This is a genomic window from Lacibacter cauensis (assembly GCF_007830055.1).
Taxonomy (GTDB): domain Bacteria; phylum Bacteroidota; class Bacteroidia; order Chitinophagales; family Chitinophagaceae; genus Lacibacter; species Lacibacter cauensis.
Map to the genome: position 1 here is coordinate 218,624 of NZ_VLLE01000006.1, position 17,470 is coordinate 236,093.

Here is a 17,470-nt window from a genome sequence, read left to right on the forward strand (position 1 = left end):
TGGCGAATCGATTGTACCCTTAAGATAGCGTATACTTCCGCAAACGTAAACCCTTCAACAGCTTACTTTTCCACATAACAATTATTTAATGGAGCCTCCGATCGTCGTGCTTTTTACCCTGTCGGTCGCAGTATTCCACCCACAACAATTTAAACTCCTGAAAACCATTCAGAAGCATTTCCTTAAACCTAATAACTTTAGTAAACGATTTCACGGTAAATTCGCTTTCCGATCGTAAAACGGGCAGTGAAAATTATGAGTGAAGAAATGAATGAATACATCGATGTTTCGGGAGCAAGGGTGCACAATCTCAAGAATATTGATGTACAGATACCTAAGAACAAACTGGTAGTGATTACCGGCATCAGCGGCAGTGGTAAATCGTCGTTGGCATTTGATACCATTTACGCCGAAGGACAACGTCGCTATATGGAAACCTTTGGTGCATACGCCCGCCAGTTTGTTGGCGATATGGAACGCCCCGATGTAGACAAGATTACCGGTCTTTCGCCTGTTATTTCCATTGAGCAAAAAACCACCAATAAAAATCCCCGGTCAACGGTTGGCACCATTACCGAGGTGTACGACTTTTTGCGTTTGCTGTTTGCCCGTGCAAGTGAAGCTTACTCGTACAACACCGGTAAAAAAATGGTAAAGTGGAGCGAAGAAGAAATTGTGGAGAATATTTTCACTCGTTTCGATGGACAAAAAATTTCGTTACTGGCACCGTTGGTAAGAGGACGTAAAGGACATTACCGTGAGTTGTTTGAAGATATCCGCAAAAAGGGTTTTGTAAAAGTGCGTGTAGATGGAGAGATCGTTGATCTTACACCAAAGATGCAGGTAGACCGCTACAAAATTCATGACATTGAAGTAGTGGTTGATCGTTTAAAGGTGAGTGATGATTTTCGTGTCCGCATCAGCCAGAGTGTACAGCAAACGCTCAGGCTTGGAAAAGATCTGATGTTTATCGATACAGAAAAGAACAGCGTTGTATCGTACTCCAAACAATTGATGTGCGAAGACACAGGGCTTAGTTATGAAGAACCGTCACCAAATGCGTTTTCTTTTAATTCTCCTTACGGCGCATGCCCCACCTGTAAAGGTTTGGGTAATGTTTATACCATCGATATGGAATCGGTTATCCCCGATAGCAAACTTACTGTAAAAGAAGGCGGCATTGCGCCACTAGGCGAAGAGCGTGATGCAAGTGTATATCAACAGGTAAGTGCATTTGCAAAAAAATACAAGATCAAGTTAGATACTCCTGTTGAAAAACTTTCGAAAGAACATCTTGAACTTTTATTATTTGGTGATAAGAATATTAATCCTGCGCTGGAGATTGATGTAAGCGATGAAACTGTGCCGCAAGAATATACGGGTAGCTATGAAGGCATTATTCCTATGCTGAAACGTTGGTTTACTTCTACACACAGCACTGAAGGTTTGCGTGAATGGGTAACACAGTTTACGACGCTAAAAACATGCGGCAGCTGTAACGGTGCACGTTTACGTAAAGAAAGTCTTTGGTTTAAAATTGATGACCGCAACATTGCCGAACTAAGCGAGCAAAACCTCGACAATCTTGCAGCCTGGTTCGATGGCTTGGAATTACGCATCAACAATAAACAGGCAGCAATTGCCAAAGATGTGTTGAAGGAGATTAGGGAGCGTTTGCAGTTTTTGTTGGATGTTGGTTTAACCTATCTCACATTAAACCGTTCGAGCCGTACATTAAGTGGTGGTGAAAGTCAGCGTATTCGTTTGGCTACACAAATTGGTTCACAGCTGCAAGGCATCACTTACATTTTAGATGAACCAAGTATTGGTTTACACCAACGGGATAATCATCGTTTAATTGAAGCATTGAAAAACCTGCGTGATGTTGGCAACAGTGTATTGGTTGTTGAACACGATAAAGATATTATGCTTGCAGCTGATCATCTGATAGATGTGGGTCCACAGGCTGGCAAGCATGGCGGACAAATTGTTTCTGCAGGAACCCCGAAAGATGTATTACGTTCGAAAAGTGAAACCGCACAATACCTTAATGGCGAAAAAACAATTGCCGTTCCGAAAGAACGTCGCAAAGGCAATGGAAAGTTTATTGAACTGAAAGGTGCAAGGGGCAACAACCTGAACAATGTAAGTACAAAATTTCCTTTGGGTAAATTGATCGTTGTTACAGGCGTTAGTGGCAGTGGCAAGAGTACACTCATTAATGAAACGCTCTACCCTATCCTCAGCAAATATTGTTACGATTCAAAAACCAACCCGATGCCATACAAAAGCATTAAAGGATTGGAGCATATTGATAAAGTAATTGAAATTGATCAGTCGCCCATTGGCCGTACACCACGCAGCAACCCTGCAACCTATTGTGGTTTCTTTACCGAAATAAGGACATTGTTTGCTGCCGTGCCCGAAGCAAAGATCCGTGGTTACAATGCCGGTCGTTTTTCGTTTAATGTTAAAACGGGTCGTTGCGATGTTTGTGAAGGTGGTGGCATGCGTGTAATTGAAATGAACTTTTTACCAGACGTTTATGTGCATTGCGAAGAATGTAATGGTAAGCGTTACAACCGTGAAACGTTAGAGATTCGTTACAAAGGGAAATCCATTGCTGATGTACTAAATATGACAGTGGAAGAAGCTGTGGAATTTTTCCAATCGGTACCCTATCTCTATCGCAAAATAAAAGTACTGGAAGATGTTGGTCTCGGGTACATTACACTCGGACAAAGTGCTGTTACATTAAGTGGTGGTGAAGCACAACGGGTAAAACTTGCAACCGAACTCGCTAAAAAAGATACTGGTAAAACATTTTATATTCTTGACGAACCTACAACCGGTTTACACTTCCAGGACATTCAGCATTTGCTGGAGGTATTGAATAAATTAACCGACAGAGGTAATACCGTATTGGTCATTGAACACAATATGGATGTAATTAAAGTAGCTGACCACATTATCGATCTTGGGCCTGAAGGAGGCGATGGTGGTGGTAAAATATTATTTGAAGGCACCCCGGAAGAACTCATCAACTGTAAAGAAAGTCATACAGGACGTTTTCTGAAAACTGAGTTATAATACTTGAACTCTACAAATAAAAAAAAGCCCCCCAGACCAATGGGGGGCAACAGGATAGAGTACGGACCAAGAGAAACAAAGTAAAGCATGGTGAAATAAATATCAGTCACTGGTTCTCTCTTCTTAGATTTTCAAAGGATTGGAAAACTTCGAATTAGGGTTCAGACTAACGTTTATTGCATACTTTACTCAAATCATTGATAGAAGTCTTGGTTTACAAACGTGGAATAAAAAAATAAGCAAAGCATGGTGAAATAAATATCGGTCTACAGTTCTCTTTTTAGATTTTCACAGGATTGGAAAAATAGAGAATAGGGTACGGACTAACGTTTATTGCATACTTTGCTTAAGAAGTTTACAGATATAATTTTTTCTTGAAAATATAAAGGATTACGTAAAGCGATATCAACCCAACACGTAGTAACCATATGGTTAACTCGGGGTTGGCAGTTAATACCTTTGATTTTGCTTTTGGAAATTGAGTTTTCATTTTTAGGGATTTGGGTATGGATTAAAGGATATTGTCAGACTAAAAATACTGCGGACATTTCATTGAGTTTTTATTTCGGAACCAATCGGCATACACATCACCAATTTTCCAGGTTAAGCGAAACGTACTGGAAAAGTAGGAGTCGTTTCTTTCAGGATTACCTCTCTTTTTACCAATACGATATGGAGTATAACCTGGTATGCCTGGGTAAAACGAACTGGGATTAGCCAGGTATTTTGCTTGTGTTGCCTGTGCAGGTGTGAGATATTTGTCGAACAATGCAGGATCGATATACTTCGTACTTACATCATCAATGTAATCGCTTCCTGTTTTTCTGTGGATCAACTCGATACCAAATGTAATACGCTCAGTGATATCGTATTTAATACCGACACCCATCGGAATAACATATGTAAATGTGCTGTACTCAGGAACGCCTGTTTCCACCATTCCTTGTCCTTCTAAACGGAGTGGTTTTAAATCAACCCACGATTCGTTGCCTGCAGCATCTTTATACAATCCTTGTGGTTTAAAGCTGATGCCACCGATACCAAGAATTCCGTAGGGACGAAAACGTGGAAGACCGGAGCCATTTTTTAAACTAAGAAATGCTGTGGGGTATAACTCTATACCAACGTATGCTTCGTAAAGAGGCGAACGGAATGTGAGATTACGGAACTTTCTTGAACCTTCGTACGTATCAGCTGGTTGTTTTTGTTTAATTAACCGATCATCGCCTTCCATTTGACCAATGTTAGCAGCTGCACGAAAACCCAACCATTCAGACGGATAATAAGAAGCAGAAATACCGCCAATCATATTCGTCATCGGAACGTTATTATCTTTTGGACCAATAGTTCCTTTACCACGATTACCACCGAGGTCGCCAAGGAAATTCATTGGGCCAACATTTAAACCGATTTCGAAACGGGAATTTGCAGTAGTGAGACCAATCTGTGCACTAACTAGATTAGTGGAAAAGATCATCAACAATAAAGCGTACAGGGAGACTTGTAGTGTACGTCTTTTCATAGAATTGGATATTTGGTTTTTCTTCAATTGGATACGACAAGACAATATTAGACAACAAATCTTGAAGAACAAAATTTTTTGATTCAGAAATACATGAAAACCCTTTGCCAGCATAGGTTTTTAAGGAGTTTTACTGATGGTGTTTCGTAAAATTACCTATTAGTTTTCAATATTCCGAATCATTTCTATGTGCTCAATATCATCTTCAAGATAGATCGCACTTGTTTGTACAAATCCAAGCGATGAATAAAATTGCTGCAGGTAATATTGTGCGCCTATTTTAATTGGCACATCTCCAAATAATGCTTTGCATTGTTCGATGGCTTGCTGCATTAAAACTCTGCCAACGCCGGTACCTCTTGCTGCAGGATTCGTCAGCACTCGCCCGATCGAAGGCTCCTCGTACGAAACACCGGGTGGCAATAACCGCACATAGGCCATCAGCTTCCCCTCCTCATTAACGCCCATATAATGCCAGCCTTTCAAATCTTTATAATCAGCATCCTGGTACACACAATTTTGCTCTACTACAAATACTTCGTTACGCAACCACATGATGTCGTATAACTCATACGGTGTTAACGCTTCAAACTTTTTTAATATCCAGTTTAGTTTTATCATCGTCCGGGTGTTGGAACAACAGGTAAACTTTCGTTACCGAATTCATTTACCGATTGTACTGCGAAAAAATAATTGTCTTTTGAATAAGGCAGTTTTACATTGGTATCTGCCGTAAAAATTTTCTTTTGCCAAACGGCACTTGTTGTTTCACGCACCAATACATAATAGCCTTTTACTTTACCTGCTGCCGGTGCTTTCCAGTTAATCAGCGAATAATTGGTAAGATTTCTTGTTTCGATTTTAACTTCCAGTGGCATAGATGGCGCCTTTGCCAAATTCGCCAACGAAGCGAGGTTGATGCCTGTGTTTTTTGCCAGATAAACAAAGTCCATAAACTCAGGCAAATCGCCATACTGCGTTCCTTTTTCAGTACGCAGATCCTGGTGCTGATGATCGAAATTTTCGTTCATTTCTGTAATACGTACCGCTGCATACCCTTTTTGTACAAAGGGTGTATGATCGCCACCACGTAAAAACCGATCATTGCGATAAACCATCACCACTTCCAGGTTGTCGACATAACGCTCGCCTACCTCTTTTACATAACGGGCCAGTTGTCTCGACTTGCCATCATTCTCCAAACCAAGGTTCCGGATATTCGCTGCGCTTTTATCTAACTCATAGGCAGGTAATCCTTCGCTAAACACACGCACTTTTGTGTTATCAATAATCATGGTTTCGCTACTGTTGTTGGAGCCCATAATATCGTTGTTGAGCACCGCTTCAATTACCCAGTTGGCATCTTTCGCTTTACCGGCTAAAAAGTTGGCCCCTAACAATCCCTGTTCTTCGCCACTAACAGCTACAAAAATGATGGTTGCTGAAAATTCGTATTTACTCATGATACGGGCACATTCCAATACTGCCGCAACGCCACTGCCATCATCGTTTGCACCGGGTGCTGCACTGGTGGCATTCATTACATCCGTAACACGACTATCCAAATGTCCGCTGATGACAAAGATGCGTCCATCAGCAGGATTCGTTCCTTTTAAGATCGCCATAGCATTGCCGAGATTCACTGCTTTGCTGATGCGTCTTCCATCGGGCTGCAACGTGGTGGTATCTACCATTGCCGTCATGCGGCCGTTCGATTGTTTGGCAAATTCGTTGAACTTCGCTACCACCCATTCACGTGCAGCACCAATACCATTCTTTTGATCGGTTACGGTACTCATGGTATGCCTTGTGCCAAAACTCACCATCTTATAGATGTAGGCTTTCAACGAATCGGGTGAAATTTCCTTTACCATCTTTTCAATATCCGGATCCCGCTGAATAATTGTTTGGCTCTTTGCAGCACCGATCGTTAGAATGAATGCTGCAGCTAACAGAAAATGCTTCATACTGTACAGTTGGTTTTAGTAATTATATTTTTCTTTCCAGAGTTGTTTTAAAAAACGACGCAGCTCTTCCTCTCTTGCATTTTTACCCGGCTCATAAAATTTTGTTCCGCTGATTGCATCGGGCAAATATTCCTGCACAGAGAAATTGTTTTCGTAGTTATGCGAATACTGATACCCTTTACCATAATCCATATTCTTCATCAACTTCGTTGGTGCATTACGGATATGTAACGGCACCGATAAATCGCCACTCTGCCTCACTACAGATAAGGCTGCATCAATAGCAGCATACGATGCATTACTCTTTGGCGATGAAGCCAGATAAACCGCACACTGCGACAAAATAATTCTCGATTCCGGATAACCGATTTTGCTCACTGCTTCAAATGTTGCATTGGCCAACAGCAGTGCATTCGGATTGGCATTGCCAATATCTTCACTTGCAAGAATCAATAATCTGCGGGCAATAAACTTTACGTCTTCCCCCCCTTCAATCATACGTGCCAGCCAGTAAACCGCTGCGTTGGGATCGCTTCCACGGATTGATTTGATAAAGGCTGAAATGATATCGTAATGCTGCTCGCCACTCTTATCGTACAACGCCATTTTTTGCTGAATGGTTTGTAACACAAGTTCATCGGTAATAACAAATTCGTCTGTTGATGAGGATGTGTCTGTTACAATTTCCAACAGGTTCAATAACTTTCGTGCATCACCACCACTTAAGCGAATGAGTGCTTCCGTTTCTTTCAACTCAATAGTTCGTTTCTTCAACTCTTCATCTTCACGAATAGCTTTCTGTAAAAGCTGCACAAGATCTTTTTCATCCAATGCTTTCAACACAAATACCTGGCAACGGCTCAGCAAGGCACTGTTTACTTCAAACGAAGGATTTTCGGTTGTAGCGCCGATTAATGTAATGATCCCTTTTTCTACTGCACCTAACAAGGCATCCTGTTGCCCTTTATTGAAGCGATGAATTTCATCGATAAACAAAATGGCTTTGGTTTCCTGCTTTGCCTGTTCAATTACTTCTCGTACATCTTTTACACCACTGCTGATGGCACTCAGTTGAAAATAAGCAGCATCAACAGAATGGGCAATAATGTTGGTAATGGTTGTTTTACCAACACCGGGCGGGCCCCATAAAATCATGCTGGGTATATGTCCGCTGGCAATTGCTTTTTGAAGAATACCTCCATTACCGGAAAGATGTTGCTGACCGACAAGATCCTGCAATTGTGTTGGTCGTAACCGTTCGGCGAGTGGCTGTTGCATAGGGCAAGTTATTGCAATTCTGCAAACGGAAACAACCCAAACAACAGGATTTTATGAATGGCAGATCAGGGATGATACTGCTTCAGAAATACAGCCACTTTTGCAAACGCATCTGCATAAGTAGCGGCATCCCAATCGCCATGTCCGGCACCGTTATAAACAACCGACTGGCTGGGCACATTGGCTGCAGTTAATTTCGTGTGCAGTAATGTCGATTGCGAAGGCGCAACAATTAAATCGTTACTTCCGTGCAGTAATAAAGTGGGGGCTACACCGGCAATGGCAAATGTGTAGGGCGATGATTGCTGATATAGCACAGGATTAGAGGAAGGAGTTGCACCCGTTACAGATGCAAGTAATAAAGGCACCAAGGGATTGGGTGGATTATTATACATCTGCACCAATTCTGTAGGACCAAAAAACGAAACCACTGCTTTTGCTTTTACAGGTGTACTGTATTTGTATGCCTGCAGTAATGCAAGATGTGCACCGGCACTTGCACCAATGAATGCAAACCGATCGGACACGGCATATTCGTTTCGTTTGCTGAAAATAAATTCAACAGCTGCTTTTACATCATTCTCCTGAGCAGGAAACAAATTCTGACCATTTGCTGCCAAGCGGTAACTGATATTGAAAATAGCGTAGTTGGGTAAGCGTCGTTTGAGTGTATCAACAAAAACATTCAGATCGTTGCGGCTGCCTTCTGTCCATCCACCTCCATGTATTAAAATGAGTACAGGTGTTCCTGTTGTACTTCTGCCTGCAGGCAAATACACATCCATTGCCTGCTTGGCATCTGTTCCATACTTCACATTCAGGAAGGTTTTTGCTGCATTGGCATCTTCTTTCTTTTTGCAGGAAGCAAAAAACAGCATTGTCAGCAAGCAAACGAACAGTATACGCATATACGATCAATTTACTTAAAGAAACGAAAAACCGTCAGATGCATTGTGTTAAAACAAAACTCAGTAAGGTTGATTATTTTTCGGCTGCTCATCAAACAGGGCTGCATATTGCTTCATGTAACGGAAAGTTGCAGAAATATGATAGCCCAACGCCACGGCATAGATAAGAAGGAACCAAATGGCCACTTTCATAATGTTCAAAAACAGCCCGGTAGGTAAAGGTGTTTTTGATTGTTGTACTGCTGCAAAATCATTCACAGCCTGGTTCAGTACCGATGGTTCAAGAATAACTGCAATGGATTGAAAAATATTCATCACAACAAACACAAGGGCTACATATGCATTCACCCTTATAAAATCACGCAGCTTTACTTTTAATTTTTGTTTACCATCAAGACCGTTATGCAAAAACAAAAAACTTGAAATGGAATAGAGCACCACTGCAACTACTACAAATACACTGATGAGCAAAGCAGGATTAGCTAATGCAATCAACAACGTAAACAGTGCTGCGATGCCAAGAAGGACGGCAATGACTAAAAGAAAATAAGAAACAATACGATAGAGCAATAACGACTTCATACATAATTAAATAAGAATGCTCTGCACAATACAGGTTGTGCAGAGCATTTTAACTACAAAAAATTATTTCAAATCCAGCTTAATCTGCAATTCATCAAACTGCTTATTGTTGATTTCGCTTGGCGCATCGAGCATTACATCTCTTCCAGAATTATTTTTCGGGAAGGCAATAAAATCACGGATGCTTTCGCTGCCACCAAGGATCGAACACAAACGATCGAAACCAAACGCAATACCACCATGTGGCGGTGCGCCATATTCAAATGCACCGAGTAAGAAACCAAACTTGTGTTGCTGTTCTTCTGCATCCATACCCAATGCGGCAAACATTTTTTCCTGCAACTCACGTTGATAAATACGAATAGAACCACCGCCAATTTCATTTCCGTTCAACACCATATCATACGCATTGGCTTTGATGTTGGCATACGGATGCTCCAGGTATTTATCCAGATCATCAACCTTTGGACTGTTGTTGATCATGATGTCAATATGTGAAGGCTTCGGACTTGTAAACGGATGATGTCTTGCTACCCAACGGCCGGCACCACCGCCATCCTGGTCTTCCAATGCAAACTCAAACAACGGAAAATCGAGTACCCATAATAACTTAAACTCATTGTCTTTCCGTAAACCTAAACGTTTCCCCATTTCCAAACGGAGTTCGCTGGTGGCTTTACGGGTACGTTCTTCTGTACCAGCAAGAATCAACACGAGATCGCCTGCTTTTGCATTTGCGGCATCAGCAATGGCTTTTAATTTTTCTTCGCTGTAAAATTTATCTACGCTGCTTTTGTATGTACCATCAGCATTGCATTTGATGAACACCAAACCCTTCATGCCAATCTGCGGACGTTTTACCCACTCGGTTAATTCATCGGTTTGCTTGCGTGTGTACTCACTGCAGCCCGGCACAGCAATCGCCAAAACGGTTTCTGCTTCATCAAACACTTTAAAATCAACTCCATCAATTAAAGCCGATTGGCTCTGCTTGGTTGGGAATGTATGTGCAGGAAACTTGAGATTGCAAACCTTCATACCAAAACGGATATCGGGTTTATCATTTCCGTATTGCCACATGGCTTCTTCCCATGTCATGCGTTCAACCGCTTCGGTATAATCAATGTTCTTTACTTCTTTGAAGATAGATTTGATCATCCCTTCAAACATGTTCAGAATATCTTCCTGCTCTACAAATGCCATTTCACAATCGATCTGGGTAAACTCCGGCTGACGATCGGCTCGAAGATCTTCATCTCGAAAACATTTTACAATCTGGTAGTAACGGTCGTAACCACTTACCATCAACAGCTGTTTAAATGTTTGCGGACTTTGCGGCAGTGCATAAAATTGTCCGGGGTTCATTCTTGAAGGCACTACGAAATCTCTTGCACCTTCAGGAGTTGACTTAATTAAGAACGGTGTTTCAATATCCATAAAGCCATTACCATGCAAATAGTTTCTTGCAGCACGGTTTACGGCATAACGCAATTCCAGATTTCTTTTCACTGCGTTACGACGCAGATCGAGAAAACGGTATTTCATCCGCAGATCATCGCCACCATCAGTATCATCCTGTATGGTGAATGGAGGAACAGCAGACTTGTTGAGTATTTTAAATTCGCTCACCAGCAGTTCAATATCACCTGTTGCAATGTTGGGATTTTTGTTGCTGCGCTCACTTACGGTGCCGGTTGCCTGTAATACAAACTCACGGCCCAGCGGGTTTTCATCAAGTACTTTGTTCAGCTCTTCGCCAAACAACAATTGAGTGATGCCATAACGATCCCGCAGATCCACAAACGTAATACTGCCGAACTTACGAACAGTTTGCACCCATCCGGCGAGGGTTACGGTTGTTCCAATATGATTACTTCTTAATTCGCCACAAGTATGAGAACGATACATAGTAAAGTTTAAAGTTGAACGTTGAAAATGAAAAGTAAGGCGCTGCCAAAACTTAACAGCTTCAACCTAAAGGTTTGCTAAGGAGCGCAAAGATAACCATTGAGCGGTAACCAGCCGAAGCGAAGTCAGACTGATTTCTGTTCCTTTTCGTGGGTAAGTTCTTCGGCTACCACTTCTTCGGTTTGGCGGCTAAGTTTTTCCCTGAAAGATGAACTGGTAAAATACAGGCCATAATAAACAAAGAGGATCAGCAACCCGATGCCAAAAGGAATCAAAGCCATGTGCCGCATGCCGTACTTGCCTTCGTCCCAGCCATAAAACTCACCAATCATCCAGGTACAGTTGGCAAAGATCCAGAATACAACAGCAAGGTTATGTACCAGCTCCGAAATAAGCTTCCGGGTTTGCCAGGTAATGAGTACAGCAGCCAATACGGTTGGTACAATCATGATCAAGCCGGGAATCCGCAGGTTCAATGCCCAGAACGCATCTTTAATGAGCCAGAAAAGAATATGCAGATTTTCGATACGGCGAAACCGTGCAGGAATGGAATAGATGACTTGATTACTCATGAATGTTGTTTGAATGGGAAGGCATAAAAATAAGAAATGAATGGATGCATGAGTCCTGAGCGTTCTTCGACTTCGCTCAGAATCGAAGGGTATTTTTTGTCAATCGAGCGATAGTCGAGATGGACGTTGAAGTAATACACTCTTCTGTTGACGAGGCCATATTCGGGACAAAAAAAATGGCGAGTATTGAACTCGCCACTTACTATTTTTCAATCACTGTTTTTAGCTAAACATTTCCCGTACCCGTTCAAAGAAGCCTTTATCGCCTTTTTCGGGTTTGGGATGAAAATTCTGGCTTTGCTGCATTTTTTCCAGCATTGCTTTTTCTTCGGAGCTAAGGTTTTGCGGTGTCCAAACATTTACATAGATCAGCTGATCACCTTTTTCATAACTCTGTACCGCAGGGAAACCTTTGCCTTTGAGGCGGAAAATTTTACCGCTTTGTGTGCCCGGAGGTATTTTAATTTTTGCACGACCGTCGATGGTAGGCACTTCGGCCTGGATACCAAACACCGCATCGGGGAACGAAATATGCAGATCATATGCCACATTCAATCCATCACGATGGAGCTGTGGATGTGCTTCTTCTTCGATCAATACGATGAGGTCACCGGCAGGACCGCCACGCTCACCTGTGTTTCCACGGCCGCTAACATTCAGCTGCATGCCTTCCTGTACACCGGCCGGAATTTCGATGGTAATATTTTCTTCGCCATACACACGGCCTTCGCCTTTACATGCTGTACACTTATTGGCAATGGTTGAACCTTCGCCGTTACAGGTTGGACAAGTTGTTACCGTTTGCATCTGTCCAAGGAATGTATTTTGTACACGCCTTACCTGGCCGCTACCACCGCAGGTGCCGCAGGTTTGCATACTGCTTTTATCTTTTGCACCGGTGCTGCCACAGGTTGTACAGCCAACATATTTTTTAACCTTAATGGTTTTGCTGGCACCTTTTGCTATTTCTTCGTAATTGAGTTTGATGCGTACACGCAAATTGCTGCCTCTTACACCTCTTGTTTTGCCACCGCCTCTGCGTTGGCCTCCGCCGCCGCCAAAGAAACTTCCGAACGGACTATCATCTCCAAAAATATCGCCGAACTGGCTGAAGATATCATCCATGTTCATGTTATGACCGCCACCAAAACCTCCACGTCCATTACCACCTACACCTGCATGTCCGTAACGATCGTATTGTGCTTTCTTATCTGCATCGCTTAAAACTTCATACGCTTCTGCAGCTTCCTTAAATTTCTCTTCGGCTTCTTTGTTTCCAGGGTTACGGTCGGGGTGATACTGCATGGCAACTTTGCGGTATGCTTTTTTAATTTCATCCGCAGAAGCAGTTTTGCTTACACCTAATATTTCGTAAAAATCTCTTTTCATAATGTGGAAATTTGAGAATTTGAAAATGTGCTAATTGTGTTCAATTTTCAAATTCTCAAATTGAATTAATTTTCAAATTATTTACCGACCACCACTTTTGCAAAACGGATGATTTTATCGTTAAGCAAATATCCTTTTTCAATTTCGTCGATTACTTTTCCTTTCAACTCTTCGGTTGGCGCAGGAATTTCCGTAATTGCTTCATGTTTGTCAGCATCAAAGTCCAGCCACTTCGTTTCCATTACTTTCAACCCACGGTTCTGTAACGATGACCGGAGTTTATGAAACACCAGTTTTACGCCTTCGTCAACGGGCCCCGCTTTCGAAAGTTCAATTTCGGCACGGTCGGCATCATCCAGTACTTCCAGTAAAGAAACAATTACTTCCTTACCGGCAGTCTGCATCTGCTCCACTCGTTCTTTTGCTGTGCGGCGACGGAAATTATCGAACTCGGCCATGAGGTAGAGGTATTTTTTCTTTTCCTCTTCCAACGCTTCTTTCAGCTTTTCCAGTTCACTCTCCTCAGCCACTTGTTCATTGAGGTGATTGACACCTGCAATATTTTCATCGGTATTAATATCTGCACTGAATGCAGTATTATTTGCTTCTGCTGCGTTTTGTTCTGTCATTTCGTTCGTCTTTTGATCCATAAATGGTAAAATTGTCGGCAAAGGTAAGCTGGTCAAGAATATTGCCAATGGCTCAATTTGGACAAATTGTCTTGCCTTGCAGCAGCCAACAGCTATTTACTTCACAGTTCCAACCTTGCACTTCGTACTTACCATTATCTTTGCCCGCTATGACGAAGATTACGCTCAACAGGAAAATAGGTCAACGTGTTTTAAATGGTCACCCATGGGTATTTGCCAACGAAGTAAACCGAGTGGAAGGAAATGCAGAAGCCGGGGCTATTGTAGATGTTTACACCCACGATGATAAATTTTTGGGCAGAGGTTATTTCAACCCGAAGTCGCAGATTTTGGTGCGTATTCTTACTCGAAAGAAAAACGAAGAAATCAACGACGATTTCTTTTTGCGCAAGCTGAGCCAGGCTTGGAAAGAGCGTCAGCAAATGGGCTATAAAGAAAACTGCCGTCTCATTTTTGGTGAAGCAGATGGTTTGCCTCAATTGATTGTAGATAAATTCAACGACTATTTCGTTATTCAAACGCTGGCACTAGGAATTGATCTGTGGAAAGAAGCGATTGTGAAAGCCATTCAGCAAATCTTTCAGCCGAAAGGTATTTACGAACGAAACGATGTGCCCATCCGTGAGCTGGAAGGCATGGAACAAAAGAAAGGTTTCTTAAGCGAACCCTTCGATACCAATATCATCATCAACGAAAATGGCTTGCAGTTTCATGTAGATATTGCCAATGGGCAAAAAACCGGCTACTTCCTCGATCAGCAGGATAACCGCCGGGCTATTCAGCATATTGTAAAAGATGCCGATGTGCTGGGGGCCTTTACCTACACGGGTACATTCGAAATTCATGCAGCACACTACGGTGCAAAAAGCGTACATGGCCTGGATATTTCAGAAAATGCCATTGCCATGTGTAATAAAAATGCCGAGCTGAACGGTGTTGCCGATGTATGCAAGTTTGAATGTGTGAACGCCTTTGATGTACTGAAGACCTGGGTGAAAGAAGGGAAACAATACGATGTGGTGATGCTCGATCCGCCATCGTTCACCAAATCAAGAGCCAATATTCAAAAAGCCATTACGGGTTATAAAGAAATTAATTTGCGGGGCATGAAACTGGTAAAGCCGGGCGGCTTCCTCGTTACTTCTTCCTGTACCAATCTTGTGCAGCCCGATTTGTTTTTAGAAATCATACAAATGGCAGCAAAAGATGCACGCAGACAGTTGAGACAAGTTACTTTTCAAACACAAAGCTCCGACCACCCGATTGTTTGGGGTTGGGAGAATACACACTATTTGAAATTTTTGATTGTGCAGGTACTCTAAAAACGTTGCCGGTTTCAGGTTGCTGGTTACAAGTCAGCAAAACAAATTACGCAGGTATTATAACCTTAAACCGAAAACCAGAAACAAAAAAAGAAATTACTTCACCACTTGAAACTTACCGCTTTCCACAACTTTACCGCTGCGGTCGGTTAACTGGAAGATGTACACGCCTCGGAAATAGTCGTTAAGGTTGATAACTGTACGGGGTGTAAGATTGTTGATTTCGAGTACTTTTTTGCCGATGAAGTTGAATACTTTGAAGGAATAGTTGGAAACGGCGATGTCTTTAAACTCGAAATTGATAAAAGCAGAAGCGGGGTTGGGATAAAAACGAACCACCTTAACCACGTTTTCAGCACCAGCTGAATTTGACCTGTCGCTCTGTGCGAAGGTCGTTGTGGCTATCAAAAGGATAAAGGCGATTATGGTAGAAATCCGTTTCAACGAAACAAACTTAGTTTTATTATCTGCAATTTACAAGCTTTTTTTCACAATTCTTAACATAAGGAAGACGGATTTCTTTTAAATCCGTCTTCCCAATTATGTCAAGATTATCTTAATTGAGGGCTGCCAGACACTTATTGATCGCCTCAAAGTCGGGCACAGCATCTTTTGTTTCAACCAGTTCGGCATATTGTATAACACCTTCTTTATCAACAATAAAAGCACTTCTTTTCGATACACCCTTCATATCGAAAATCCAGTTTTCGTACAACGAATCGTAAGCCGCTGACACTTCTTTATTAAAATCGCTCAGCAACGGAAAATTGTACCCCTGCTCATCTCTGTATCTTTTCAGGGTAAAGATCGAATCCACTGAAATACCAAGCACCTGCGCATTGGCATTGCTGTAGCGGGCAATATCGTCCCGAACTGTACATAATTCTTCGGTACAGGTACTGGAGAACGCCTGTGGGTAGAACAGGATCAAGACATTCTTTCCTTTAAAGTCAGCAAGACTTACTTTATTTCTTTCACTATCGAATAATGTAAAATCAGGGGCCTTTTGTCCAATTTTAATATGCATGCTGTTAATTATTTTAATCTGTGTATAACAACGATTCGTACAATTTGTTAAATGAAAAGGGAAGCATTTTTTTAGATGCTTCCCTTTTACCTGTTCAGTTTCCTTTTAAATATGGAGCAGGACCTGCTCACCCATAGCATCCGTTCCAAGAATTTTATCGGGTGCTGTGGTTGCATCGGCAATATCTCTTGAACGGTAACCATCTTTTAATACTTTATCCACAGCATTAATCACCGCTTCAGATTCTGTTTTCATGCCAAACGAAATATCCAATAACAAGGCAGCGGATAAAACCGAAGCCAACGGATTGGCTACCCCTTTACCGGTAATATCATGTGCTGAACCGTGGATGGGCTCATACACGCCCGTACCATCGCCAATCGATGCACTTGCCAGCATACCCATTGAACCTGCAATCTGCGAAGCTTCATCTGTAAGAATATCACCAAACAAATTCGCAGTCACCACCACATCAAAACGACGTGGATCTTTAATGAGCAACATCGCTGTTGCATCAACAAACTGATGTTCCACTTCCACATCAGGATATTCCAACGCTACCTGCTGTATCACTTCTCTCCACAAGCGTGATGTTTCAATCACATTCGCTTTATCAACAGAACATAATTTCTTTTTACGGGTACGTGCTGCTTCAAATGCTTTGCGTGCAATACGTTCTACTTCGTAACGGCTGTACTCAGCAATATCGTAAGCTGTGTCACCATTGTTCTTACGTCCTTTTTCGCCGAAGTAAATATCACCGGTCAATTCACGGAAGAACAAAATATCCGCACCTTTCAAAATCTCAGGTTTGATGCTTGATGCACCTAACAATTCATCAAATAATTTAATCGGGCGAAGATTAGCATACAATCCAAGTTCCTTCCGCATCTTCAGCAAACCTTGCTCAGGACGAACTTTTGCAGAAGGATCATTATCATATTTCGGATGGCCTACTGCACCAAACAATACTGCATCTGACTTGCGCATTTTTTCTAACGACTCATCAGGTAATGGAACACCTGTTGCTTCAATGGCCACATGACCAATTAATGCTTCATCGTAGGTAAATGTGTGACCAAACTTTGCTGCTATTTTATCCAATACTTTCTTTCCTACTGCTGTTACTTCCTGTCCGATACCATCGCCCGGAACAATTAAAATGTGTTTTGTTGCCATTGTTATTCTGCTTGAACTTGTTTTTGTTTCGTGAGTCGTGAATCGATAGTCGTGAGTGTAATCCGTCAGACGAGGG

15 protein-coding genes are annotated in these 17,470 nt (G+C 42.0%); 2 read left to right on the forward strand and 13 right to left on the reverse strand.

Annotated elements, in window-relative coordinates:
- Positions 1 to 255 precede the first annotated feature (255 nt).
- Positions 256 to 3,090, forward strand: a complete 2,835-nt coding sequence (gene uvrA, locus IQ13_RS17570) for an excinuclease ABC subunit UvrA (RefSeq protein ID WP_144887938.1) — start codon at positions 256 to 258, stop codon at positions 3,088 to 3,090.
- A 529-nt stretch (positions 3,091 to 3,619) separates the two neighbouring features.
- Here uvrA and IQ13_RS17575 read toward each other — a convergent pair.
- The 10 genes from IQ13_RS17575 to IQ13_RS17620 all read right to left on the reverse strand — a co-directional run bounded on the left by IQ13_RS17575 (position 3,620) and on the right by IQ13_RS17620 (position 13,845).
- Entirely contained in the window at positions 3,620 to 4,612 is a 993-nt protein-coding gene (locus tag IQ13_RS17575) for a hypothetical protein (protein ID WP_144887939.1), read from the reverse strand.
- A 159-nt stretch (positions 4,613 to 4,771) separates the two neighbouring features.
- Positions 4,772 to 5,233 carry a GNAT family N-acetyltransferase gene (locus IQ13_RS17580; protein WP_144887940.1) on the reverse strand — a complete coding sequence of 154 codons (462 nt, stop codon included), beginning with the start codon at positions 5,231 to 5,233 and terminating at the stop codon, positions 4,772 to 4,774.
- Positions 5,230 to 6,579: a M28 family metallopeptidase gene (locus IQ13_RS17585; protein ID WP_144887941.1), complete on the reverse strand. Its 1,350-nt coding sequence runs from the start codon at positions 6,577 to 6,579 to the stop codon at positions 5,230 to 5,232. The genes IQ13_RS17580 and IQ13_RS17585 overlap by 4 nt, the downstream gene beginning before the upstream one ends.
- A gap of 15 nt (positions 6,580 to 6,594) precedes the next feature.
- The gene (locus tag IQ13_RS17590; RefSeq protein WP_144887942.1) at positions 6,595 to 7,857 is read right to left on the reverse strand and encodes a replication-associated recombination protein A; all 1,263 of its coding nucleotides are present in this window, start codon (positions 7,855 to 7,857) and stop codon (positions 6,595 to 6,597) included.
- Positions 7,858 to 7,922: 65 nt separating this feature from the next.
- Complete coding sequence (locus IQ13_RS17595) at positions 7,923 to 8,765, reverse strand: alpha/beta hydrolase (RefSeq protein WP_144887943.1); 843 nt, start codon at positions 8,763 to 8,765, stop codon at positions 7,923 to 7,925.
- Between the two features lie 60 nt (positions 8,766 to 8,825).
- A complete protein-coding gene (locus IQ13_RS17600; protein WP_144887944.1) occupies positions 8,826 to 9,347 on the reverse strand; it encodes a hypothetical protein in 522 nt (173 codons plus the stop codon).
- A gap of 63 nt (positions 9,348 to 9,410) precedes the next feature.
- Positions 9,411 to 11,255: an aspartate--tRNA ligase gene (aspS, locus tag IQ13_RS17605; protein WP_144887945.1), complete on the reverse strand. Its 1,845-nt coding sequence runs from the start codon at positions 11,253 to 11,255 to the stop codon at positions 9,411 to 9,413.
- A 125-nt stretch (positions 11,256 to 11,380) separates the two neighbouring features.
- Positions 11,381 to 11,827 carry a hypothetical protein gene (locus tag IQ13_RS17610; RefSeq protein WP_199758305.1) on the reverse strand — a complete coding sequence of 149 codons (447 nt, stop codon included), beginning with the start codon at positions 11,825 to 11,827 and terminating at the stop codon, positions 11,381 to 11,383.
- 222 nt (positions 11,828 to 12,049) lie between these two features.
- The gene (gene dnaJ, locus IQ13_RS17615; RefSeq protein ID WP_199758306.1) at positions 12,050 to 13,216 is read right to left on the reverse strand and encodes a molecular chaperone DnaJ; all 1,167 of its coding nucleotides are present in this window, start codon (positions 13,214 to 13,216) and stop codon (positions 12,050 to 12,052) included.
- A 77-nt stretch (positions 13,217 to 13,293) separates the two neighbouring features.
- Complete coding sequence (locus IQ13_RS17620; RefSeq protein ID WP_199758307.1) at positions 13,294 to 13,845, reverse strand: nucleotide exchange factor GrpE; 552 nt, start codon at positions 13,843 to 13,845, stop codon at positions 13,294 to 13,296.
- Between the two features lie 170 nt (positions 13,846 to 14,015).
- Here IQ13_RS17620 and IQ13_RS17625 point away from each other — a divergent pair, with 170 nt between their 5' ends.
- Positions 14,016 to 15,188 (forward strand): class I SAM-dependent rRNA methyltransferase, encoded by a 1,173-nt coding sequence (locus tag IQ13_RS17625; protein ID WP_144887948.1) that lies wholly within the window; start codon positions 14,016 to 14,018, stop codon positions 15,186 to 15,188.
- Positions 15,189 to 15,284: 96 nt separating this feature from the next.
- Here IQ13_RS17625 and IQ13_RS17630 read toward each other — a convergent pair whose 3' ends face one another.
- The 3 genes from IQ13_RS17630 to leuB form a co-directional block, all read right to left on the reverse strand.
- Positions 15,285 to 15,536: a T9SS type A sorting domain-containing protein gene (locus IQ13_RS17630; protein ID WP_158637432.1), complete on the reverse strand. Its 252-nt coding sequence runs from the start codon at positions 15,534 to 15,536 to the stop codon at positions 15,285 to 15,287.
- A gap of 208 nt (positions 15,537 to 15,744) precedes the next feature.
- Entirely contained in the window at positions 15,745 to 16,215 is a 471-nt protein-coding gene (locus tag IQ13_RS17635; RefSeq protein WP_144887950.1) for a redoxin domain-containing protein, read from the reverse strand.
- A gap of 105 nt (positions 16,216 to 16,320) precedes the next feature.
- Positions 16,321 to 17,394 carry a 3-isopropylmalate dehydrogenase gene (leuB, locus tag IQ13_RS17640; RefSeq protein ID WP_144887951.1) on the reverse strand — a complete coding sequence of 358 codons (1,074 nt, stop codon included), beginning with the start codon at positions 17,392 to 17,394 and terminating at the stop codon, positions 16,321 to 16,323.
- Positions 17,395 to 17,470 lie beyond the last annotated feature (76 nt).

Coding starts and splice junctions, on each gene's coding strand:
- uvrA (WP_144887938.1), top strand. CDS start 256: ATGAGTGAAGAAATGAATGAATACATCGATGTTTCGGGAGCAAGGGTG.
- IQ13_RS17575 (WP_144887939.1), bottom strand. CDS start 4,612: ATGAAAAGACGTACACTACAAGTCTCCCTGTACGCTTTATTGTTGATG.
- IQ13_RS17580 (WP_144887940.1), bottom strand. CDS start 5,233: ATGATAAAACTAAACTGGATATTAAAAAAGTTTGAAGCGTTAACACCG.
- IQ13_RS17585 (WP_144887941.1), bottom strand. CDS start 6,579: ATGAAGCATTTTCTGTTAGCTGCAGCATTCATTCTAACGATCGGTGCT.
- IQ13_RS17590 (WP_144887942.1), bottom strand. CDS start 7,857: ATGCAACAGCCACTCGCCGAACGGTTACGACCAACACAATTGCAGGAT.
- IQ13_RS17595 (WP_144887943.1), bottom strand. CDS start 8,765: ATGCGTATACTGTTCGTTTGCTTGCTGACAATGCTGTTTTTTGCTTCC.
- IQ13_RS17600 (WP_144887944.1), bottom strand. CDS start 9,347: ATGAAGTCGTTATTGCTCTATCGTATTGTTTCTTATTTTCTTTTAGTC.
- aspS (WP_144887945.1), bottom strand. CDS start 11,255: ATGTATCGTTCTCATACTTGTGGCGAATTAAGAAGTAATCATATTGGA.
- IQ13_RS17610 (WP_199758305.1), bottom strand. CDS start 11,827: ATGAGTAATCAAGTCATCTATTCCATTCCTGCACGGTTTCGCCGTATC.
- dnaJ (WP_199758306.1), bottom strand. CDS start 13,216: ATGAAAAGAGATTTTTACGAAATATTAGGTGTAAGCAAAACTGCTTCT.
- IQ13_RS17620 (WP_199758307.1), bottom strand. CDS start 13,845: ATGACAGAACAAAACGCAGCAGAAGCAAATAATACTGCATTCAGTGCA.
- IQ13_RS17625 (WP_144887948.1), top strand. CDS start 14,016: ATGACGAAGATTACGCTCAACAGGAAAATAGGTCAACGTGTTTTAAAT.
- IQ13_RS17635 (WP_144887950.1), bottom strand. CDS start 16,215: ATGCATATTAAAATTGGACAAAAGGCCCCTGATTTTACATTATTCGAT.
- leuB (WP_144887951.1), bottom strand. CDS start 17,394: ATGGCAACAAAACACATTTTAATTGTTCCGGGCGATGGTATCGGACAG.